General features: G+C 56.4%; 13 protein-coding genes and 1 tRNA gene. 6 read left to right on the plus strand and 8 right to left on the minus strand.

The genetic code is table 11. The features are described 5' to 3' along the window. Positions 1–4: 4 nt before the first annotated feature. From Dpoa2040_RS13340 to Dpoa2040_RS13360, 5 genes are all read right to left on the minus strand, one after another. Entirely contained in the window at positions 5–6,001 is a 5,997-nt protein-coding gene (locus tag Dpoa2040_RS13340) for a putative Ig domain-containing protein (protein ID WP_168641557.1), read from the minus strand. A 249-nt stretch (positions 6,002–6,250) separates the two neighbouring features. Next, a complete protein-coding gene (locus Dpoa2040_RS13345) occupies positions 6,251–7,165 on the minus strand; it encodes a phage tail protein (protein ID WP_042873002.1) in 915 nt (304 codons plus the stop codon). 283 nt (positions 7,166–7,448) lie between these two features. Then, positions 7,449–9,557, minus strand: coding sequence for an HlyD family efflux transporter periplasmic adaptor subunit (locus Dpoa2040_RS13350; protein WP_168641558.1), 2,109 nt, complete (start codon positions 9,555–9,557; stop codon positions 7,449–7,451). A gap of 11 nt (positions 9,558–9,568) precedes the next feature. Next, the gene (locus Dpoa2040_RS13355) at positions 9,569–10,894 is read right to left on the minus strand and encodes an HlyD family efflux transporter periplasmic adaptor subunit (RefSeq protein ID WP_168641559.1); all 1,326 of its coding nucleotides are present in this window, start codon (positions 10,892–10,894) and stop codon (positions 9,569–9,571) included. Continuing rightward, positions 10,891–11,703, minus strand: coding sequence for an efflux RND transporter periplasmic adaptor subunit (locus Dpoa2040_RS13360; protein WP_168641560.1), 813 nt, complete (start codon positions 11,701–11,703; stop codon positions 10,891–10,893). Before Dpoa2040_RS13360 ends, Dpoa2040_RS13355 begins: the two co-directional genes overlap by 4 nt. Before the next feature lie 519 nt (positions 11,704–12,222). Here Dpoa2040_RS13360 and Dpoa2040_RS13365 point away from each other — a divergent pair. Then, complete coding sequence (locus Dpoa2040_RS13365; RefSeq protein WP_168641561.1) at positions 12,223–13,071, plus strand: hypothetical protein; 849 nt, start codon at positions 12,223–12,225, stop codon at positions 13,069–13,071. Between the two features lie 420 nt (positions 13,072–13,491). Here the strand turns inward: Dpoa2040_RS13365 and Dpoa2040_RS13370 are convergent. After that, positions 13,492–13,567, minus strand: a tRNA-Gly gene (locus Dpoa2040_RS13370). 207 nt (positions 13,568–13,774) lie between these two features. Next, positions 13,775–14,317, minus strand: a complete 543-nt coding sequence (gene orn / locus Dpoa2040_RS13375; RefSeq protein WP_168641562.1) for an oligoribonuclease — start codon at positions 14,315–14,317, stop codon at positions 13,775–13,777. Between the two features lie 132 nt (positions 14,318–14,449). Between orn and rsgA the strand changes: the two genes are divergently transcribed. The 3 genes from rsgA (at position 14,450) to mscM (ending at position 19,844) form a co-directional block, all read left to right on the plus strand. Then, positions 14,450–15,499, plus strand: a complete 1,050-nt coding sequence (rsgA, locus tag Dpoa2040_RS13380; protein ID WP_168641563.1) for a small ribosomal subunit biogenesis GTPase RsgA — start codon at positions 14,450–14,452, stop codon at positions 15,497–15,499. Positions 15,500–15,570: 71 nt separating this feature from the next. Next, positions 15,571–16,491, plus strand: a complete 921-nt coding sequence (gene asd, locus Dpoa2040_RS13385) for an archaetidylserine decarboxylase (protein ID WP_168641564.1) — start codon at positions 15,571–15,573, stop codon at positions 16,489–16,491. A gap of 29 nt (positions 16,492–16,520) precedes the next feature. Beyond that, on the plus strand, positions 16,521–19,844 hold the full coding sequence (gene mscM, locus Dpoa2040_RS13390; protein ID WP_168641565.1) for a miniconductance mechanosensitive channel MscM: 3,324 nt from the start codon (positions 16,521–16,523) through the stop codon (positions 19,842–19,844). A 134-nt stretch (positions 19,845–19,978) separates the two neighbouring features. Here the strand turns inward: mscM and epmA are convergent, their stop codons facing one another. After that, positions 19,979–20,956: an elongation factor P--(R)-beta-lysine ligase gene (gene epmA / locus Dpoa2040_RS13395; protein WP_168641566.1), complete on the minus strand. Its 978-nt coding sequence runs from the start codon at positions 20,954–20,956 to the stop codon at positions 19,979–19,981. Positions 20,957–21,368: 412 nt separating this feature from the next. Here epmA and frdA point away from each other — a divergent pair, with 412 nt between their 5' ends. Beyond that, positions 21,369–23,165, plus strand: a complete 1,797-nt coding sequence (gene frdA / locus Dpoa2040_RS13400; protein ID WP_042873015.1) for a fumarate reductase (quinol) flavoprotein subunit — start codon at positions 21,369–21,371, stop codon at positions 23,163–23,165. Further along, the gene (locus Dpoa2040_RS13405) at positions 23,158–23,895 is read left to right on the plus strand and encodes a succinate dehydrogenase/fumarate reductase iron-sulfur subunit (protein WP_168641567.1); all 738 of its coding nucleotides are present in this window, start codon (positions 23,158–23,160) and stop codon (positions 23,893–23,895) included. The genes frdA and Dpoa2040_RS13405 overlap by 8 nt, the downstream gene beginning before the upstream one ends.

Genomic DNA, 23,895 nt, shown 5'->3' on the forward strand with positions numbered 1-23,895 from the left:
ACGTTTACCCTTGTTGTCGCTCGACGGTGATCTGGCCGATATCGAGCAACGCCTGCTCAATCGCCGCCAAACGCTGCTGCATATCATCCCCAATGTGTTGTAACTGTCGCTCCAGACCGGGTGCGAATTGCATCGCCACGCCACCCAGCGGCGTCGTCAACCGACCGGTATTGGCACTGTTGGTATTGATGTCGCGCCAGCTACCGCCGGAGAACACCGCCATCGGCGACAGAGACGGCAGGCTGATACCAGAGAACACCCCTGCCAGCGAAGAACTTCCCCCCAGCGCGCCGCCGGTATTGAAACTGGGGAATGAACCCAGCGAACTTTCAAACAGGCTGGCACTGCTGGAAACGGCACCTTGAACAAACGCACTGGCTATCTGGCTGGCCGGTGCGTTACTGACTTGTGGTGCGCGTTGGGCCGCCTGAAAGATGGTTGACGCGGCGGTAGCATTATCTGCCGTGCTGGTCGCATTCAGCGCACCGAGCGATGTCGGGGCGAACAACGCGCCTAGCGTGACCGGTGCGGCTGGCGCCACCGTCACCACTGGCACAGGCGTAGCCGTCGGTTGCACGCTTGTGCCGCCATTGATCCTGAATTCCGGATCGCCGTTATCCACACTGCTACCGCTGACGACCAGACCGAAGGTGGTGCTGACCGAGGCATTGCTGCCGTCCGTCGCCGTCACCCGAATGGTCAGGTTACCTACATCGCCGTTACCCGGCGTGCCGGAGAAGGTGCGGGTAGCCGGATTAAAACTCAGCCAGCCCGGCAGTGCCGAGCCATCCGCACGCGTCGCGCTCAGTGTCAGCGTGTCGCCGCTGTCCGGGTCGGTAAAAGTGCCTGCCGGCACGGTAAAGCTGAAGCCGCCGTTTTGTGCCGCCGTCTGCGCGCCCAGCGAACCGGATACCACCGGTGCATCGTTAACGTTGGTGACGACCAGACCGAAGGTGGTGCTGACCGAGGCGTTGCTGCCGTCCGTCGCCGTCACCCGAATGGTCAGGTTGCCCACATCGCCGTTGCCCGGCGTGCCGGAGAAGGTGCGGGTCGTCGGATTAAAACTCAGCCAGCCCGGCAGTGCCGAGCCATCCGCACGCGTCGCGCTCAGCGTCAGCGTGTCGCCAGTATCCGGGTCGGTAAAAGTGCCTGCCGGTACGGTAAAGCTGAAGCCGCCGTTTTGTGCCGCCGTCTGCGCGCCCAGCGAACCGGATACCACCGGTGCATCGTTAACGTTGGTGACGACCAGACCGAAGGTGGTGCTGACCGAGGCATTGCTGCCGTCCGTCGCCGTCACCCGAATCGTCAGGTTGCCCACATCGCCGTTGCCCGGCGTGCCGGAGAAGGTGCGGGTCGTCGGATTAAAACTCAGCCAGCCCGGCAGCGCCGAGCCATCCGCACGCGTCGCGCTCAGCGTCAGCGTGTCGCCGGTATCCGGGTCGGTAAAGGTCCCCGCCGGAACAGTGAAGTTGAAGCTGCCATTTTGTGCGATGGACTGATCGGTCACCGGGGTGGACACCACCGGCGGGAGATTACTGTTATTGACCGTTAACCCAAAGGTGGTGCTGACCGAGGCGTTGCTGCCATCCGTCGCCGTCACCCGAATGGTCAGGTTGCCCACATCGCCGTTGCCCGGCGTACCGGAGAAGGTGCGGGTGGCCGGATTAAAGCTCAGCCAGCCCGGCAGCGCCGAGCCATCCGCCTGCGTCGCGCTCAACGTCAGCGTATCGCCGCTATCGACATCGACAAAAGTACCGGCTGGCACGGTGAAGCTGAACGCCGTATCTTTGGTGGCACTTTGGGTACTGACCGTGCTTCCCACGGTAGGGGCATCATTCACGTTGGTTACCACCAGCGATGCCTGTGCGCTATTGCTGGAGAACGCACTGCTGCCGCCAGACGTCGAGGTATCCGCCAGGCCCTTGCTGGCACCCGCTGTTGCTGTGCCGCTGGTTTGATCCCACGCTCTGAAGCCCAGCGTCGCAGTTTCACCATTGGCGCTGTCCGGTACATAGCGAATTTGCGCGGTTGATCCCAACAGCAGTGCCGATGAGCCTGATACCGTCCCGACATTGAACCAGTTAGCTCCGCTATCGGTGGAATACTGCCAGCCGCCATGCCCTGCCGTCGCAGTAATAGCGATACCACTGGCAGCACCGCTGTCAACATCCCCATAACCCGCGTTGTTGAGCAATGACGACACCGTAGTGGCGGACGATGTCACATCTTCTGTGGTTGATGTCAGGGTGACCGTCGCACCGCTGGATAACGTTGGTGCATCGTTAACCGGCGTTACGTTAAGGGTCATCGTTCCCATATTAGCGGACAACGCCGTGCCATCGCTGACCTTCCAGGTAAAGGAGGCATAACCCGTGCCGTTAGCATTCGCGGTCGGGCGGAAGGTCAGTTTGCCGATATCAGCCGCGCTGACCACCGACCCATTGCCCAGCAACGTATCGCCACCACCACGTACACCGTCGTTGTTCGCGTCAATAAACAACTCACCGGCACCCGGTGCGGTGACGATGGTGATGGATTGCAGGGTATTGCCGCTGTCCACATCGCTGAAACCGAAATCGGCAGCGCTGAAAGTCTGGGCGCTATCCTCATTGAAGGTTTTGCTGACCGATGTATTACTGATAACCGGCGCATCGTTAACCGGTGTTACGTTAAGTGTCATGGTCCCGGTATTCGCGGACAGCGCCGTGCCATCGCTAACCTTCCAGGTAAAGGAGGCATAACCTGCGCCGTTGGCATTCGCTGTCGGGCGGAAGGTCAATTTACCGATGTTGGCCGCACTGACCACCGCACCATCGCCAAGCAACGTATCACCGCTATCGCGCACGCCGTCACTGTTGGCGTCAATAAACAGCTCACCGGCAATCGGTGCGGTGACGATGGTAATGGATTGCAAGGTGTTGCCGCTGTCCACATCGCTGAAACCAAAATCCGCAGCGCTAAAGGTCTGGGCGGTATCCTCATTGAAGGTTTTGCTGACCGATGTATTACTGATAACCGGCGCATCGTTAACCGGCGTGATACTCAGCACCGCCTGATTGGTGCCGCTACTGTTGAGCGAGCCATCATTAAAGGTCCAGTTAAGCGTCACGCTGGTCGGTGGATCATTCGAGCTGTTGGCATAGGTCAGGGATTGCAGCACTGCATTCACTATCGCTGACGTCGCATTGCTATTGAACGTCAGCGTCAGCGTGCCGGAAGAATTCGCCGTGACACTGCCCACCGCCGTACCGTTATAGGTGAAGCTTTGCCCTTGGGTCAGCGCGCCTAACAGCCCGCTATTACCGAAGCTATCGTTACTGTTGGCCCCGCCGTTACGGGCGATTGAAATAGACGCACCGTTATAGTTGCCCAGTCCACTGTTAAGCGCATTCAGCTCGGTATCGGCGACCGTGACATTGTTATCCATCACCACCGCACTGCCTTTTTCAGTAAAGGTCGCGCCGCCATTGAGGTTGCTGAAAACAGGGGCGGTGTTGGTGGTTGAGGTTATCGACGAACTGTTGACCGCCGTCAGACCGCCTGACGTGGCGCGCAGCGCCAGCGTATTGGTACTGCCGCTGTTGGTGTACTGGATGATGAGTCCAGTGTAGGTGGCGATACCGCCAGACGGCGTTAATGTCACCGTCGTCGCGCTGGCATCGTGATCCCCGGAGGTGACCGACAGGCTGTTGACGGTGCCATCGACGACACTGTCGTTAGGGTCAGTCACCGAGAGCACAATATTGGTGGTGTAATCCTGATCCACCATGCCATTCGCATCGACCGCCTGCACGACCGGTACGGTGGTAAAACTGGTGCTTTGTCCGTTCTGAATCGTCGTGGGGACGGGCTGGGTGGAAAAAACCAGTCGCGTCGCCACCACATCCGGATTGATCGATGCAGATGTAGCGCTGACCAAACTACCGGATGCCGCCGTCAGCACGAAGTTAGCATCGGCGTCGCTGGCCGAGGTGTACTTCACGCCGCTAAAGGTGGCAGTACCGTTCGAGGCGGTCACCGAGGTGGTGCCGGTCAACGAGCCGCTGCCATTCTCGCTCAGGGTAACAGTGCCGCTGAAATCGGTATCGATATTGCCGCGATCGTCAACAGCGATCAGCACTGGCTGAGTGGTGAAGTTAATACCACTGACCACGGAGGTGGACGGCGATTGGCTATAAATCAGTTTGGTTGCGGCCACATCAATGCTGGCACCGCTGCCGTTGGTCACGTTGGCCTGACTACTGGCGAACGTTGAACCACCGGAGACCGTGGTGAAATTGCTGGCATTCACCGACAGCACCACCGTGTGGTGATCGGTGATGTCATTACTGCCGGTATTGTCGTTGTAATACGCTTTGATGGTGTAAGTTTCACTACTGCTATTCGCAACCGACAGGCTTAAGCTGGAAAACGTGATTCTGCCCGTGCTGCTGTCGTATGTGCCGACAACGTTGGTGGCATCCGGGCCACTGAGCAGGAAAGTCATCTTGCTCAATTCTGATGATGTCGCCGTACCACTGACGTTAGCGTAGAACTGGCTGACATTGGTGGCGACGCCATCCGATGCCCCCGTATCCGTGATGGTAAAATCCAGCAATGAGGTGGCGCTGGCAACCGAGGTTGCGGTGGTAGAAAACGTCGTCGCTTCACTGGCGGCACCAGCGGTTAGCGTAGAGGTGGTGTCTTTTGGCGAGGCCGTTTTAACATCGGTGATAATAATGTTTTGAAAAAGGCCATAGTCTTCCGAGGTAAATACCACCGACGTCACATCATTCAGCGTTGTTAACCCACTGTAAGTATGAAATGAATCCGCGCCAGGAGAGAGAGTGAAAGAATTGGTGACACCGTCTTTAACATAATAAATCGTCAGGGAGCCGGTTCGAAGTTGGGTTTCGAATCCCGTTAAATCAAAGGTATAGCCACTTTGTACCGAGATCTCGAAATCCATACCACTGCCGCCATTACGGTCGGATAGCGAATAGATCCCAGGGCCAATCCCACCACCGGAAGTCTGATAATTAGGGTTCGTATCTTCCTGAATATCGAGATAACTCGCGCTCGTTCCTGTAATCGTCGAGCCCGCCTTAAATGTGAAGTCCGCCCCATCGATAGTACGCACGAACATGCTATTACTATTCGCATCGTTGTCTTCTTGCGAATTCTCGACGAATGTTACCATTGAGAGCAGATGTGAGTAATGGGATACACTCAGGGAACTGGTCTGAATATCACCCAGTGAGGTTTCGAGAACCCAGTCACCGCCTAGCGCAGCAGCACCGGTGTTATCGTTGGAAGCCGCAATGTCAGCGCCAGTCGTATCATGCAGCAATTGCAGAAACGCGCCGCTACCCGTGGCACCGATATCACATCCGTACAGCAACAGATCCCCATCCTCCGTCAACGCTGAACCCAGCGTCGCTAAATCAGCGGAGCGTGACGCTGCCGTCGTCGTATTTAACGTTAACGTCCCCAGTGAAACCTGTCCTTCACTACCATGACTGATGATATGAATCGCATCATAGCCGTGATGGGTTTGTGCCCACTCTGCCATCTGGGTCAGACCGTCTTTGCTACTATCCAGCAATACCACTTCCGTCCCAGCAGGGACCTGGTCAACCAATATCTGGTAATCCGCCACTGAGGTATCAATAAACACCACTTCTTTGTGAGAGGTTGCGCCCGCCGCTACTGCTGCCACATCGTGACTATCAGTCGTGGCGCTCTGCGTGCTGGTGTGTTGAGAAGAAGTATCGGATTGATCAGTGGTGCCATCGGTATTGCTACTGTCGGACTGAGCTGCGGTCCCAACCGAGGCTGTTTGCGTGGTGGTTGTTTGTGTAGTCGTCGTTTGAGCTTCTGTGGTTTGCTCGGCCGTCGCGGCAATCGCACCATCAAATAACATACGGGCTTCCAGTGCATACCCTATTGGTATGTCGGAAACCGGTTCAACAGAGCAAGCCAGATGGCTACTTTTCTTACGGAACAGATGACGCCATAACATAAAAACACCCCGACACCAGAAATAACCGCTCACAAAAAGGTCATAGTAAAAACCGTTAAATAATAAAAACTTAATCACTTCAATCTGGAACAATGCTCTGGATTTATAAGGAAGATGTCAGTGACATCTTCCTTATAAATATACCATTTGTTTACAATTTGTATTTTTATATATGTAAATTCATCAGCACACCGTTACCCACACAAGAAGGAAAGCAGGTTACCTGCTTTCCTTGTGAAAGCCGTCACCTCAAGGGCGGACCGGGAAAATACCATTCACCGCGATACAGGCTGTCAACGCTAACGACGGATCACGCACTGGCAGCGGTACTTGTACCTGAACGGCTACCGGAGCAGGAACCGTCGCATTCGGCCCCACTGTCACTGCAGCGGTTACCGGCAGACTGACGTTGCCCGATGCCGTTCCCGACAACTGCCCGCCGCTAGCGGTACCGCTGACCGGTCCACTCGCGGTACCCGTCACGCTGCCGTCCGGCCCGACCTGCCGATCGTTAGTGCCAGAAGGGGCATAGATTTGGGCCGCCGGCCCAACAACCGTGGTTAACAAGGCTTTATCGGTCAGGTTCGCACTACGCCCGGTTGTGGTGGACGAACCGATTTTGGCAATACCGGTGACAGGAAGACTGGCTACGGCGCTGAAAGGCAGGTTGGTGATACTGCCAGAAAGCGCTAAAGACACAGAGCCGCTGGCCACAGGCGTCGTACCGGCAGTACCGTTCAACGTCAGGCCTGCAGGATGAGTATGTGGCGGAATCTGAGCGGCAGTCAGCGTGATTGATGTAGACGCAGTAACCGTTGAACCTTCCTGCCCGACTTTCTGCCCAGAATTATAAACGGGAACAGAACCATTCAGTGGACCAGTACCTATCGCCGTCCTTCCCCGCAAATCAGGTAACGCGAAGGTATTCGGTGCGCTACCACCATAAAGGTTGCCAATCACTGCATAGAGCGCCTGATTTTGGGATACGTTCAGCGTTCGACCGTCGGCAGGTAAGTAGGATTCAGGGCAATAGTTGCTCGCCATATAGCAAACGGAACCTAAATAAGCCTCGTAAGCACACGCATTTGCTGACGTAGGGAGCATGGCAAAACCTAATGCGCCAGCAAGAACTGATTTGATAAACAAACGCTGAACTCGCTTCATTACACATCTCTCCTTAGGCAGATGGCGGCCTCACCGCATAGTGAAGCGCATCTGATAATTTTAATCGTATTGTTGTAACCCCTGAGGGCGGGGCAATCAGGATGTCATGTCGTAAAACGGTGATGCAGTTAGAAACCCAACCACAATAAAAACATAGCTGACACAGGAGAGATTTTCCGCTGGCGGAATAAATTATTTCTTATAGCGTCACATAAAAAACTATTTAATAGAATTAACTGAATAACACATTTTATCACCCTGGAAAGGCTTTGTTTTCAACACGTCAGAACCCACTTTCCCTGATCCCCAACGCCGCTACCCGACGCCACATCGCGCCAAGAATAGATTCCGTTTCCCCTTCCAGCATCACGCTGCCCCGCAGCGGTTGTTGCGGCGGCAGGAATTGCTCCTCCTGCACCACGAAACGCACACGGTACTGTGCCTGCACCGGTTGAGGGTTGTGATCACGGTCACGGCGCACGGCGATAGGACCGTGGCGATCAGACGCCAGCATTTCCTGCTGTAACCAGGCGGTACCGGTTGGGGCAATTTCTTTTAGTTGTACCGCAAGGCGGGGATAAGCCGGATCGTCGGCGATAAAATCACCCGTCATGCCGATTTTGGCACGTGTCAGGGAATCTTCAGGCAAATACCCCTGTACTTTGCCTGTTCCCTGCTCAACAACGCGCAACAAGGGCATATCAGTGGTCAACCAGCGACCTTCGGTCATATCCCGTGCCACATCTCTCACCAGCCCTGCCTGCGGCGCGGTGAGAGACAACCGCTGACGTTGCGCATCCAGCCCCCGATAGCGGGCCAATGATTCCGCCAGTTGACGGTCAAGCACCTGGGTTTCACTGGCGGTTTCCTGACGCCCCGCCCCCCGCTGCCTTTTTTGCTGCAAAACGACAATCTGCTGGCGTTCAATATTGATGCGATAGTCCAAATCGGACGAGGTGAGATCCAGCAGTTTCTCACCGGCTTTTACCTGCTGGCCGTCAGTGACGTACAGCGCTTTGACCTGCGCAGGAATCGGGGCATACAGCGCGCTGACGTTTTCTGCTTCCAGCACCGCAGGAATACGGATGCTGCCGCGCCAGGGAAACAGCAGCACCAGCAGCGCTACTGCCAGAATCAAGCCCGAACGTAGCAGGCTAACGGGATGAGCAGTTTTACGCATGGACCACCAGATACGGGCTTCCTTAACTACCGGAAGCGCGATAAACCAACCAATTTCCACCAGCATCAACACGATGCCGATCACTTTGATAAAAAAGTGATACACCACCAGCGCAATGCCGAAGAACAGGAAAAAGCGCCATATCCACGAGGCATAACCCCATATCAGCAGCTTGCGCTGCATCGATGGCGACCAGGTATGTGGTGCTGCTCGACCATGGCCAAACAACACCTCACGCAGTCGCCAGCGGCACAAGGCATACGCCCGTTCCTGCAGGTTTTCCACGCGCCAGAAATCACTCAACAAAAAGTAGCCGTCAAAACGCATCAGAGGATTGAGGTTAACCACCAGCGTCGTTACCCAGGTGGCGCTGGAGAGCATGAAGGCGGCGGTACGTACCGGGCCGTCAGGCAACAACACCCACGCCAGTAGTGCCACACAGGCCAGCATCAGCTCCGCCAGAATACCGCCGGCGCTAATCAACAACCGGGCACGGTGATCCTTCAGCTTCCAGGCATCGCTGACATCGGTATAAAACAGCGGGAATAGCACGATAAACGCCACGCCCATGGTCTGTACCCGGCAGCCAGCGCGCTTAGCCATAAACGCGTGCCCCAGTTCATGGATGAATTTGGCAAAGACCAGTGCGATACCAAAAGCCGCCATCCCCTGCAGGCTGAACAGGTGGGGAAAGGAGTGGGTATAGCGAACCCAGTCCCGGCTGACCAAAAAGCCTCCCAACAGCAATACTAACGGTAACGCCACCCGTAATAACGGCAGACCATAGCGTTGTAGCCAGGGCCAGCAGCGGCTGAGCACCGGGTCCGGGCGCCATAACGGGATGCGGAAAAACAGATATTGGTGCAGCAAAGTTTTCCACAGGCTGACGCGCATTGCCGCCGCCTTAATCGCATACCCTTGTCGTTGCACCGGGTCGCTGGCGGCGATCAAATCGTAGTTACGCAGAAACCGTACCAACTGCTCCAGTTCACGGCCCTGCAACGGCAAGCCCGGCTCACGGTTAGCCGCCTCCATCACCGCTTGCGGATGACGCAGCGACCAGTGCCGCAACAGACGTATTGCCGAGGGCGTTAGCGTAAAATAACGTCCGGTGACCGGGTCGGCCAGCACCCATTGCGGTGCGCCGTCAAGACCGGTAGCCGATTCCACTAGTTGCAGATCGCTCCTCAGCTCAGGCAAAAAATGACTCATCCCCCCACCCGTCATAATCCAACCGACTGACGTAATACGGCGAGCGGTCGCCGGAACAGGTACACCGCCAGCGGTACATATTCACCAGAAATTTTCGCCGTACCGCGCAACCCGATACGTGGCGGTTCGCCAGTAAAACGTGCGTCCAGCCGGTAAGCCAGGTTACCCGACGGGGTTGGTTCCGATTCATAAGCAATACGATCCAGCAGCGCGCCATGCGGCGTTATCGGATCGCTATCAAGAAACAAGGTGATCGGTGCATCCGGCTCCAGCCGAATGGCATCGCCGACATCCAGTTCAATTCGCAGAGAGACGGAAGCCGGGTCGGCCAAATCCATCAGCCGTTCGCCGGTGCGGACTGGTTTACCGGTCCAGCGTTCGGCGTCGGCAAATACCGCAATGCCGTCCCGCTCCGCGCGAATTTCAGTGCGGCTCAGCAAGGCGTTGGCATAATCGCGTTCGGCACGCTTTTGCGCCACCTGTGCGGCAAGAAAATCCAGCCGGGCCTTGGAGTCGGCATCCTGAAAAGCGCGCTGCGAACTGGCACGGAATTCCGCTTCTGCCACGTTCAATGCCCGTTCAGCCACATCGGCCTGCGCTTTTAGCGTGGTATCGTCGAAACGCACCAGTACATCGCCTTTACGCACACTCTGATTCGGCTGGACGGCAAATGCCTGAATCACCCCATCCAGCGGCGCGGCAACCACACGCCCGTTGAGCGGAATCACCTCTGCCGGCGCTAACACCGATTGACGTACCGGAATAAACAGGCACCCGACCACCAGCAAGGCGGGTATAGCCAGCTTCCAGCGCCAGCGAGTGCGTCGCCACAGCTGTTGTTGTTGCGGTTCCAGCGCCAGCCAGGCATGGCTGAATGCGTGGGCCAGTTGGTCTGCCAGCAACTGCTCAGCGGGCTGCCAGGGTTGCTCACGGGCATACCAGATGCCGCCAAACAGACGCCCTTGCTTATCTTTCAGTGGCGTCCACAGCACTTCGGGCGCTGACAACGCCAGCCAGTCGTTACGGCTTTGATCATCTAACGCTGTCGCCTCCACCACCGCACACTGCGCATATTGCGGCTCTTGCAGCAGTTGCCGACAAGCGCGCTCAACAAACGCCACAAAGGGCGCATGAGGCGCAGGCTGGGTCACGCCGGTCACCGCTCGCACCGTGCCGTTGATCACCAACGCGGCATGACGAAAGCCAAACAGCGTCTGGCTGTCGTTAACCATACAGTAAGCCAGCGCTTCAACGGTATCTGCCGAACGCGCCTGACGTTCAATGTCGAGAAAACGGGCGAAGATACGTTCGCTGGAAACGGGGGGCGTAGTGCTCACGGCTTCTCCGGAAAATGTGCTGTGCCGCTCATCCCAGCCATCAGCGCGGCATCTTTGGTTTCAATCACTCCCGTCAGGCTGAGGGTCTGGCTACTTTCATCAATTCGCGCGCCCAGTCGGGATACACGGGCTTGTAACGGTGTGCCGGTTTCATCCGGCGTAAAGGTGAAAGTCAGGCCGGTTTTAAGTATTGGCAGCCAGCGGGATGGCACCAGCAGGTTAATTTCCAGATGGCGATTGTTGACGATATCCAACACCGGTGCGCCCGGCGCCACGCTTTCATACGCCTGAGCACGACGCCTGACCACCTGACCGTCAAACGGCGCCAGAATACGGCAGCGGCTGACCTGAATCTGATAGACCTGACTTTCCGCCTGCGCCTGCGCCAAACGCGCAGCAGATAAAGCCACGGCGTGCCTGCCCACCGATTTGAGTTCCGCCAGTTGCTGGTTCTGACTCAGCTCCGCTTCCGCCGCCCGCATCGCCGCCTGCGATGCCGCCAACTGCGCCTGATAGATGGCACAGTCAAAACGCGCCAGCAGGTCGCCTTTTTTGAACGACTCCCCTTCTCTGAACGGCATTTCCACAATGCGCCCGGCCAGATCGCTGGAAATGGTCGCCTGATCCACCGCCACCAGCATCCCGCGCGCCTGATTGGCCTGATTGTCAGCCGAGGCCGACATCTGTGTAGGATGAGCCGGATGACTCAATAACGGGTCGTCAGCCTGCGCCTGCACATGATAAGCCAAAACACAAACCGCCATCAGCCCCAGAGCCCGATGGAAAACGGAGTGATTGAAATTGTTCACACTAACCTGCCTTGATTCCGCGAAGGTGTGTACCAATCAGAAGGCATCAAGAACAAGCCCCTGAATTTTCACCAATTAGCCATAGATTTTGGCAAGTATAGTAAATCAGCAGAAACGGGAATGCGATGAGAGGTAGAACCAGGTTATGAATTTGTCGTGAAGATCAACAACGACGTAATGTAGCCGGGGCAAGAGGTGCGCGACGCTGTCGTAGGATTGGCATAGGCTCACTCGCACTTATCCAGCCTAGTGTAGTCGCTTCACCAAAGGCCAGTTGCATCGAGATCGTCCGCTCGGTTAGTTGATCGATTGTGGCAGATCAGGCTGCTTTGTTCAGACCTTCTCTAATGCGGAGGTTGGTCCATGACGGCACGCCATCCAATAAAATTTATTTATAATCAATTTTTTATATTACTTCAGCGACTCCTCCCGCCTAAAAAATAGCTAATCGGCAGGGAATTACTATACTTTAAGTATAATTTCTCTCAACACCTTGCCCCAACACCTTGTAGGAAAAACATGATGAATATTTGTTCCGTGCGTCGAGATGTGTCACAAAAGCAAATGGGAAGTGCGCATCGCGCCTCTTTGATCGCGGCTGGCATCCTGGCCTCCCTTGCCTCTGGCTCGGCGCTTGCCATTGATCCGGCCAGACTCCAGCAGCCAGTTGTCGGCGGTACCGTTCTGACGATGAGCCTTGGCAACCAGTGCACCGCCGGTCTTGTGCTCAAGCAAACAGGCGGTTGGGCCAACTTGACTCCATATCGGAGAGCGGTCAGGTTCGTTCTGACTGCAGGGCATTGTGGTGACTACAACAGCACGGTGTCCGTGAATGGGGCGGATATCGGCTATGTTTCCTGGAAGTCGGACGTTTCAGATCTCGAATTGATTCGCGTGGAACCTGTGCGGCATGTCTACCGGCACTGTGACGCGCCATCAACAGGAATTCATTGCACAATCGTTCCGAGATACGAACCGCTTGCGGTAGGCAAGGTACTGCTCTCGCGATCAGCGCTCTACCGGTCGCGAGAGGGTGGGCTTGTTGCGATCGCTGTCACCGACCACGCCCCCGCGCCCTCAACTAACCGCTTCTGCACGAGCGGATTCATGACCGACGTGTTGTGCGATTGGACGGATGCACGCATTCCCGCGGGCTATCCCGTGACAGTCCAGGGACTTCGTGCCGCAACTCCCGACTTTGGCGGTCTGACAAGCCCAGGCGATTCCGGCGGACCAGTGGTGAGTACATCGGGAGTCATACACGGCATCATAAAAGGTCAAAATGACAACCTAAACATGATGCTTTATACATCTACAGCGCAATTTTTCCACGAGATGCCCAATTATACGATTGCACCGCCAAACTGATTTGTCGAAACGTTAACCCAGAAGTCGGTGCGGCTGGTCCCTTCGCCGTTAAGGGGAGGGGCTGTGTATGGTTATCGCAAGATAGCCCCAGATGTGCGCGAGTCCGGCGAGCATTGCAGCCGACACTGCGCTGTTGATCACCAACGATCAATTCGTACGTCCAGTCGGAAAAACGGGCTTGTAACGGTGTGCCGGTTTAATCCAGCGTAAAGGTGAAAGTCAGGCCGGGTTGTAAGTATTGACAGCCAGCAGGATGGCACCAGCAGGTTAATTTCCAGATGGCGATTATTGACGATATCCAGCACCGGCGCGCCCGGTGCTGGATATCGTACACCTGAAACACCAAACGGCAGGCACAAAAAAACCACCTTTCGGTGGTTTTCTGCATCATGCAAATTTGAGTATCTGCACGATGAAATTTGGAGCGGGAAACGAGACTCGAACTCGCGACCCCGACCTTGGCAAGGTCGTGCTCTACCAACTGAGCTATTCCCGCAGGGGTGTGACGTAACGTAATTTGCTGTCGTTACGGGGAGCGAATTATACGAGAAACTTTTTCTCTCGCAACCCCCCTGACAAAAAATGTCGTTCAAGTGCCGACAAAATCAACAATGCGCTGAAAATACCTGCAATACCAGGAGTTTTAGCGCATTTTCCACGCCGACACGACTGACATCTCATGCAGCCATTACCCCGGCAGCCGTTACAACTGAATAAAGTGTTCGCGGTAGTACGCCAGTTCCGCTACCGATTCGCGGATATCGTCCAGCGCCTGATGGGTATTGCGCTTCTTAAAGCCTGTCAAAATCTCCGGCTTCCAGCGGCGCGCCAGTTCCTTGAGCGTGCTGACGTCCAGATAACGGTAGTGGAAGTAAGCTTCCAGTTCCGGCATGTAACGGAACAGGAAACGGCGATCCTGCCCGATACTGTTGCCGCAAATCGGCGATTTGCCCGCCGGTACCCATTGTTGCAGGAACGCAATAGTTTCCAATTCGGCGGCACGGTCGTCATACGTGCTGGATTTGACCCGATCCACCAACCCGCTGCCGGTGTGAGTGCGTACGTTCCAGTCATCCATCAGCGCCAGTTGGCTGTCAGACTGATGCACCGCCAGCGTCGGGCCTTCTGCCAGTACATTCAGGTTGGCATCAGTCACCAGTGTTGCGATCTCAATGATCCGATCCCGTTCAGGATCCAGCCCCGTCATTTCCAAATCGATCCAGATCAGGTTGTTTTCATTTACCATCGTTGCCATTCCCATCGAGGTTTCGCCGCCAGCAGGCTGACAGGCCCGGCAGCGGTTAATTAAAATAAAATAGCGTGTATTATAGTCGCTTCCATCGCCACCGGCGATAAGCGCCGAACCAAGAGAGACTGCGTGAGTAAAAAGAAACTGTCAAAAGGTCAGCAACGTCGGGTCAGTGCCAACCATCAGCGCCGCCTGAAGCACGCCGACAGCAAGGTCGAGTGGGATGACAACCAACTGGGCGAACCGCAGGAAGGCATCATCATCAGCCGGTTCGGTATGCACGCGGATGTGGAAGCGCCGGACGGCGAGCTGCACCGCTGCAATATTCGCCGCACTATTCATTCGCTGGTCACCGGCGACCGGGTCGTCTGGCGTGCCGGCAACGAAACGCTGGCCGGTATCAGCGGCATCGTCGAAGCGGTGCACCCGCGTCAGTCGGTGCTGACCCGCCCGGACTACTATGACGGTCTCAAACCTATTGCCGCCAACATCGACCAGATTGTGATTGTCTCCGCCATTTTGCCGGAGTTGTCGCTCAATATTATCGACCGTTATCTGGTCGCTTGCGAAACACTGGACGTTGAACCGTTGATCGTGCTGAACAAAACCGATCTGCTGGATAACGAAGGCCGGGCATTTGTCGAAGAGGTGATGGATATCTACCGTCATCTCGGTTATCGGGTGTTGATGGTTTCAAGTCATACCCAACAAGGGCTTGCCGAGCTGGAAGCCGCGCTGACTGGCCGCGTCAGTATCTTCGCCGGGCAGTCCGGCGTCGGCAAATCGAGCCTGCTTAATGCCCTGCTCTACCCTGACGACGCCAAAATTCTGGTCAATGACGTGTCCGATGCGTCTGGATTGGGTCAGCACACGACCACCGCCGCTCGCTTGTATCACTTCCCCCACGGTGGCGATGTCATCGACTCGCCGGGCGTACGTGAGTTCGGCCTGTGGCATCTGGAGCCGGAGCAAGTCACGCGCGGTTTTATCGAATTCCGTGACTATCTGGGCAGTTGCAAATTCCGCGACTGCAAACACGATACCGACCCTGGCTGCGCTATTCGCGCTGCGCTGGAACGCGGGGAGATAGCGCCAGAGCGTTTCGACAACTACCACCGCATTCTTGAAAGCATGGCGCAGGTAAAAACGCGTAAATCCTTTTCTGCTCCAGATAACTGACATTTATTGTATCCATCGCTACAATGCGCCCTTTTTTACGGCGTACCCTTAAAAAAACGACGAGGCTCACTGTGCTGGACAGAATCAAGATTGCTCTACAACATCTGCTCCCGAAGGTCTGGCTGACGCAATTGGCTGGTTGGGGGGCTAACCGTCAGGCGGGCCTGCTTACCAGGCTGGTGATTGAACTGTTTGCGCGCATCTACAAGGTCAATATGCAGGAAGCGCAGCAACCCAACGCCGCATCCTACCGTACGTTCAACGACTTTTTTGTTCGCCCGCTGAAACCGGGTATTCGCCCGGTTGATCCGCTGGCAAATCGGCTGGTGTTCCCCGCCGACGGCGCTATCTCTCAGCTCGGCACCATCGACGATCTTCAGATCTTGCAAGCCAAACAGCACAACTATTCGCTGGAAGCACTGCTGGCCGGCAATGTCATTCTCGCCGACCTGTTCCGCGACGGCGTGTTCGTCACGACTTATCTTTCGCCGCGCGATTACCACCGTGTGCATATGCCGTGTGACGGCATTTTGCGCGACATGATTTACGTGCCGGGCGACCTGTTTTCCGTTAACCCGCTGACCGCCGCCAACGTGCCGAACCTGTTTGCCCGCAACGAACGCGTCATCTGCCTGTTCGATACGCCATTCGGGCCAATGGCGCAGATTCTGGTGGGCGCGACCATCGTCGGCAGTATCGAAACCGTGTGGGCTGGCGTTATCACGCCGCCGCGCGAAGGCATCATCAAACGCTGGGCCTATCCGCTGGAAGGCGAAGACGCCGTCATTCTGGAAAAAGGCGACGAAATGGGCCGTTTCAAACTCGGCTCCACGGTCATTAACCTGTTCGCTAAAGACCGTGTACAGTTAATGTCTGGACTGGCTAGCCGGAGCGTCACGCGCATGGGTGAAGCCATGGCCGAAGCACTGGATGAGGATGTTCGGGCACGCATGAGCGCCGCCAACGACAGCGACAGCAACACCACCCCCTGACCCCATCACTATACCTGAGGAGGCCAGCCGTGCGTTTGATTCTGATTTTCCTGATGGGATGCCTGTTATCAACCACATCGCTGGCTGCCCAGTTGCCTGATGAAACGCAACTGAAACAGGATCTGCAGCAGGCGGAAATCAACAAAAACTCCCCGGTGCAAGCCGATATCGTCAAAGAGCTGCAATCGGCGTTGCGACTGCTGGACGAACGCCGGGAAACCCGCCAGCGAGCCGACCAGTACCAGCGTGCGATTGACGACTTTCCCAAGCTCACCCGCGACTTGCGCCAGCAGTTGGATGCGGAAGATGCCAAACCGGCAGCGCCGCCCAAAACCACATCGGTCAACGATTTGGAACAGCAGATCGTCCAGCTCAGCAGCCAGTTGCTGGAACAAAGCCGCCAGTTACAACAGGAACAGGACCATCAGCGAGAAATCAGTGATTCGCTAGCCCAGATACCGCAGCAGCAAACCGAAGCCAACCGCGCGCTGAGCGACGTCGAACGGCGCGTACAGGCGCTGGGTAATCCCGCCACGCCATTAGGTCAGGCGCAATTGGCCGCGCTACAGGCCGAAGCGGCGTTGCGTAAAAGCCGACTGGAAGAGCTGGAGCTGGCACAGCTTTCCGCCAGCAACCGTCAGGAACTCTCGCGCCTGCAGGCAGATGTCTACAAAAAGCGGCGTGACCGGCTGGACAACCAACTCCAGCTGTTGCGCAGCACGCTGAACACGTTGCGCCAGCGCGAGGCGGAACAAGCGATGGAACGAACCGAGCAACTGGCGGAACAGGAAGGTCAGTTACCTGCCGTGGTCGCCAGTCTGCTGCAAACCAACCGTGAACTTTCACTGGCGCTTAACCAGCAGGCGCAGCGCATGGATCAGATAGCGTCCCGCCAGCGCCAGACCGCCACCCAAACGCTACAGGTGCGCCAGGCGCTGAGCACGCTACGCGAACAGGCGCAATGGCTCGGCTCATCGCCGGCGCTGGGGGAGACGCTGCGCGCGCAGGTAGCAAGGTTGCCGGAAATGCCCAAACCCCAGCAACTGGACGGCGACATGGCGCAACTGCGCGCCCAGCGTTTACATTATGAAGATCAGCTCAACAAGCTGCCGGCGACCAGCGAACCGGCCCGACAGGACAACGGCGCCCCGTTGACCGCCGCTCAACAAAAGATCGTCAACGATCAGCAACGTACCCAGCGCGATCTGCTCACATCGCTGATTTCCGGTTGCGACACGCAAATTCTGGAACTGACCAAGCTGAAAGTCGCCAGCAACCAGTTGGAAGACGCGTTGATTGAGATCCGCGACGCGGCGCATCGCTATCTGTTTTGGGTGGCGGATGTTGACCCGGTTGGTTTCGCCTACCCGCTCCACCTGCTGCGCGACCTGTCACGCCTGTTGTCGCTGGATACCCTCACCCAACTCAGCAGCGCCATGCTGATGATGGTCACCAGCCAGAGCACGCTGTTGCCGCTACTGGGCGCGTTGCTGCTGGTCGGGCTGAGTATCAGCTCGCGCCGCCATTACCATGCCTTTCTGGAACGCGCCAGCAGCCGGGTCGGCAAGGTCACCCTCGACTACTTCATGCTGACGCTGCGCACGGTATTCTGGTCGGTGATGGTGGCGATGCCGCTGCCGGTGCTGTGGGCCGCGCTCGGCTACGGTCTGCAAAACGCCTGGCCTTACCCGGTCGCCGTCGCCATCGGCGATAGCGTGACCGCCACCGTACCGCTGATGTGGGTCATGATGATCGGCGCTGCGTTTTCTCACCGTCAGGGGCTGTTCATCGTGCATTTCGGCTGGTCGCCGAAGCAGGTGGCGCGCGCCATGCGCTACTACCGTCTCTCCATCGGTTTTATCGTGCCGCTGGTCATGGCGCTCATCACCTTCGATAACCTTAATGACCGGGAGTTTTCCAGTACGCTGGGGCGGTTGTGTTTTATCCTGCTGTGTATGGCGCTGAGTCTGGTGACCACCAGCCTGAAACGCGCCGGTATTCCGCTGTATCTGGATAAGGAAGGCGCCGGCGAAAACCCGGTGAACCGCGCAATGTGGAACCTGATGATCTGCATTCCGCTGATTGCTGCACTAGCGTCCTGCCTGGGCTATCTCACCACCTCGCAGGCGTTGCTGGCGCGGCTGGAAACCTCGGTCGCCATCTGGTTTTTCCTGCTGGTGATTTATCACATCATCCGCCGCTGGATGCTGATTCAACGCCGCCGCATCGCCTTTGATCGCGCCAGACAGCGCCGGGCGGACATACTGGCGCAACGCGCCAGAGGTGAGGAAGAGGTCCCACCCTCGTCACACGAAGCCAGTGCAGACGTGGTAGAAGAACCGGTGGTGGACCTGGACGCCATCAGCGCCCGTTCGCTGAAGCTGGTGCGATCAATCCTGACGCTGATAGCACTGGTATCGGTCATCGCCCTGTGGTCGGAAATCCATTCCGCTTTTGCGTTTTTGGAGAATATCAGCCTGTGGGACGTCACCAGCACGGTGAAAGGGGTGGAGAGCGTACAGCCGATTACCCTTGGCTCGGTGCTGATTGCGCTGCTGGTGTTTGTTATCACAGCGCAACTGGTGCGCAACCTGCCCGCGCTACTGGAGCTGGCAGTATTGCAGCATATCGAACTGTCGCCCGGCACCGGCTACGCCATTATCACCATCAGCAAGTACCTGATGATGCTGGTGGGTGGGTTGATGGGATTCTCGCTGATCGGTATCGAATGGTCAAAATTGCAGTGGCTGGTGGCGGCACTCGGCGTAGGGCTGGGGTTCGGCTTACAGGAGATCTTCGCCAACTTCATCTCTGGCCTGATCATCTTGTTCGAAAAACCGATTCGCATCGGCGATACCGTGACTATCCGCGATCTGACCGGCAGTGTGATGCGCATCAACACCCGCGCCACCACCATTTCCGACTGGGATCGCAAAGAGATCATCGTACCCAACAAAGCTTTTATCACCGAACAGTTCATCAACTGGTCGCTGTCTGACTCGGTCACCCGCGTGGTGCTGACCATCCCCGCCCCTGCCGATGCCAGTACGCAGGAGGTCACCACACTACTGCGAGATGCGGTGAAACACTGTTCGCTGGTGCTGGATAATCCCCCACCGGAAGTGTTTCTGGTGGACCTGCATCAGGGTATCCAGATTTTCGAACTGCGTATTTTCGCCGCAGAAATGGGTCACCGGATGCCGCTACGCCATGAACTGCATCAGTTGATTCTGGAAAGCTACCGCGAACACAATCTGGTGATGCCATTCCCACCGTTCCAGGTGCGGATGGACTCAGTACAAATTGCCGGGCGCAACGCCGCGACCACAACGCGAACCGCAGGCGGGTTGTAATTACGCTTAAGTGATATTACGCCGCAGTTGTGATTTCGCTGAATACCGTTGTCATTTCGCTGAAAAAGAAAACCACGGTAAGCGATGGCTTCCGTGGTTTTTAGCCAGACGAATGAATAATAGGAAAAGCAGCCTCAGGCGCGATCAACCGTAAACGCTATCACTTCGCCGATAGACTCGGCGTTCAGCGCCAGCATCACCAGACGATCTACGCCTACCGCCACGCCGGAACACGGCGGTATACCCGCGGCCAGCGCCGCCAGCAAGTTCTCATCAATCGGTTGTACCGGCAAACCACGCGCGGCGCGCTTGCGGTTATCCTGCTCGAAGCGTTGACGCTGCTCTTTGCTGTCCGTCAGTTCGCAAAAACCGTTAGCCAGTTCGATGCCTTTGTAATATACCTCAAACCGCTCCGCCACCCGGTGATCCTCGGTGCTGATTTCCGCCAGTGAAGCCTGTGTGGCCGGGAAATGGTAGACAAACGCCGGTTTGTCGCGGCCAATCTGCGGCTCCACGCCAAATGCGAATAACAACTGCAACAGCGTGTCGCGGTCCTCTTCCCGATTTGCCACATCACCGACGCCGATTTTCTCCGCGACTTCACGCAGTTGCGCTTTATCCGCCGATAGCGGGTCCACTTCCAGATGACGCTGGAACGCCTGCTGATAAGACAGCATTTCGGCGCCGTCGCACTCTAGTACCTGTTGCAACAGGTCATCCATTTCGTTCATCAGCCGGTACATATCGTAGTGCGGGCGATACCACTCCAGCATGGTGAACTCAGGGTTATGATAACGGCCAGACTCTTCGTTGCGAAAACTGCGGCACAGTTGATAAATCGGCCCGCTACCCGCAGCCAGCAGGCGTTTCATGTGGTATTCCGGGCTGGTCATCAGATACAGCGCCATACCATCGGCGGCACCGGGACCGACAAAGTGGGTCTGAAACGCAGACAGATGCACATCCGTCACCGTCGCCTGGCTCATGGCTGGCGTTTCCACTTCCAGCACACCGCGGTCTGCAAAGAAACGTCGGATTTCTTTCATTATCGACGCCCGCTTTAACAGATTGGCGACGGGGGCACTCGGCTGCCAACTGGCTGTTTCGCTCATGATTTCCACTCCACACTCAAACTGGAGGTGCAGTCTACCCGCATCATCCCAGCCAGACAAATTTATCCAGCTGAAGATTTTCATCTATTTGGTTTGTCGAGATTATTAAAGAAATAAAAGTACTATTTATGAATAAATCATATATTCCGTCACGTTTTCCGGAATATGTCCGTGCAGATTTTAAAAAACAGCAAAATACTGGATCACATCAAATTTCATGCATCTGCAAATCGCTATAATCATTCCCATACAAAAAAAGGGTGATTGAATCTCTCTTTAATAAGTAGGTTGGCCGGATATTTTTTCACTCGATTACTGTCCTGGAAATTAAAACGGAAAATAAGTGACGACGTTGTATTTCATATTATTTTCTTAATTTAATTTATTTAACTTAAGTAACTGGAGGCATGTAGTGCAAACCTTTAATGCCGATTTGGCCATTATCGGGGCCGGGGGAGCAGGTTTACGGGCCGCGATTGCTGCGGCGCAAGCGAATCCCCAACTCAAGATTGCGCTAATTTCCAAAGTCTACCCGATGCGTAGCCACACCGTGGCCGCAGAAGGGGGATCAGCGGCAGTCACACAAGATCACGATAGCTTCGACTTCCACTTCCACGACACCGTGGCCGGGGGCGACTGGTTATGTGAACAGGACGTGGTGGATCACTTCGTGCAGAATTGTCCGCGCGAAATGACCCAGCTTGAGCAGTGGGGTTGCCCGTGGAGCCGTAAGCCGGATGGCTCGGTCAACGTACGCCGTTTCGGTGGAATGAAGATCGAACGCACCTGGTTTGCTGCGGATAAAACCGGCTTCCACATGCTGCACACCCTGTTCCAGACCTCTCTGAAATACCCGCAGATTCAGCGTTTCGACGAGCATTTCGTGCTGGACATCCTGGTGGATGACGGACATGCCCGTGGGGTCGTTGCCATCAACATGATGGAAGGGTCGTTAATTCAGATCCGCGCCAACGCCATCGTGATGGCAACAGGCGGTGCCGGTCGCGTCTATCGCTACAACACCAACGGCGGCATCGTTACCGGCGACGGCATGGGCATGGCCTTCCGTCACGGCGTACCGCTGCGTGATATGGAATTCGTACAGTACCACCCTACCGGCCTGCCGGGTTCCGGTATTCTGATGACCGAAGGCTGCCGTGGCGAAGGCGGTATCATGGTCAACAAAGACGGCTACCGCTATCTGCAAGACTACGGCCTTGGGCCGGAAACGCCGCTGGGCGAGCCGAAAAACAAATACATGGAACTGGGTCCGCGTGACAAAGTTTCGCAAGCCTTCTGGCACGAATGGCGCGCCGGACGCACTGTGCCGACCCCGCTGGGCGATGTGGTCTACCTCGACCTGCGTCATCTGGGTGAGAAGAAACTGAAAGAGCGTCTGCCGTTTATTTGCGAACTGGCAAAAGCCTACGTCGGCGTTGACCCGGTGAAAGAACCGATTCCGATTCGCCCCACCGCGCACTACACCATGGGCGGCATCGAAACCGACCAGCAGTGCGAAACCCGTATTCAGGGCCTGTTCGCCGTCGGCGAATGCTCATCCGTCGGTCTGCACGGCGCCAACCGCCTCGGCTCCAACTCGCTGGCGGAACTGGTAGTGTTTGGCCGCCTCGCCGGTGAAAAAGCCGTGGAACGCTCGCAGTCCGCCGCACCGGCCAATACCAGCGCGCTGGATGCACAGGCTAAAGATGTGGAACAACGTCTGCACACGTTGATGAAGCAGGAAGGTACCGAAAGCTGGGCCAAAATCCGCGACGAAATGGGGCTGTCGATGGAAGAAGGCTGCGGTATTTATCGTACCACCGACCTGATGCAGAAAACCGTCGATAAACTGGCCGAGCTGAAAGAACGCTTCAAACGCGTGAAAATCACTGACCATTCCAGCGTGTTCAACACCGATCTGCTCTACACCATCGAACTGGGTCACAGCCTGGATGTCGCCGAGTGTATGGCGCATTCCGCCATCAACCGCAAAGAATCACGCGGCGCGCACCAGCGTCTCGATGAAGGCTGCACCGAGCGTGATGACGTCAATTTCCTGAAGCACACGCTGGCGTTCTATAACCCGGAAGGCGCCCCACGCCTGGAATACAGCGATGTGAAGATCACTAAGCTGCCGCCGGCAAAACGCGTTTACGGCGCCGAAGCGGAAGCTCAGGAGAAAAACAAGAAGGAGCAAGCGAATGGCTGATATGCAAACCCTGAAAATGGAAGTCATGCGCTATAACCCGGAGCAGGATAACGCACCGCATTTCGAAACCTACGACGTGCCGTATACCCGCGAAACCTCGCTGCTGGATGCGCTCGGCTACATTAAGGACAACCTGGCGCCGGACCTGTCTTACCGCTGGTCCTGCCGTATGGCGATTTGCGGTTCCTGCGGCATGATGGTCAACAACGTGCCGAAACTGGCCTGTAAAACCTTCCTGCGTGACTATGCCAGCAGCGGCATAAAGGTTGAAGCGCTGGGCAACTTCCCGATTGAACGCGACCTGGTGGTGGACATGACCCACTTCATCGAAAGTCTGGAAGCCATCAAGCCCTATATCATCGGCAACAACCGTACGCCGGACCAAGGCCCGAACAAGCAGACACCGGCGCAGATGGCGAAATACCATCAGTTCTCCGGCTGCATCAACTGTGGGCTGTGCTACGCCGCCTGCCCGCAATTCGGCCTGAATCCGGAGTTCATCGGTCCTGCCGCAATCACGCTGGCACACCGTTACAACCTGGACGACCGCGACCACGGTAAGAAAGAGCGTATGCCGCAACTGAACAGCGACAACGGCGTCTGGTCTTGTACCTTCGTGGGTTACTGCTCCGAAGTGTGTCCGAAGCACGTCGATCCGGCGGCGGCTATCCAGCAGAGCAAGGTGGAAAGCGCCAAAGACTTCATGATCGCCATGCTGAGACCACAATAA

Source organism: Dickeya sp. CFBP 2040 (genome assembly GCF_012273755.1).
GTDB lineage: Bacteria > Pseudomonadota > Gammaproteobacteria > Enterobacterales > Enterobacteriaceae > Dickeya > Dickeya poaceiphila.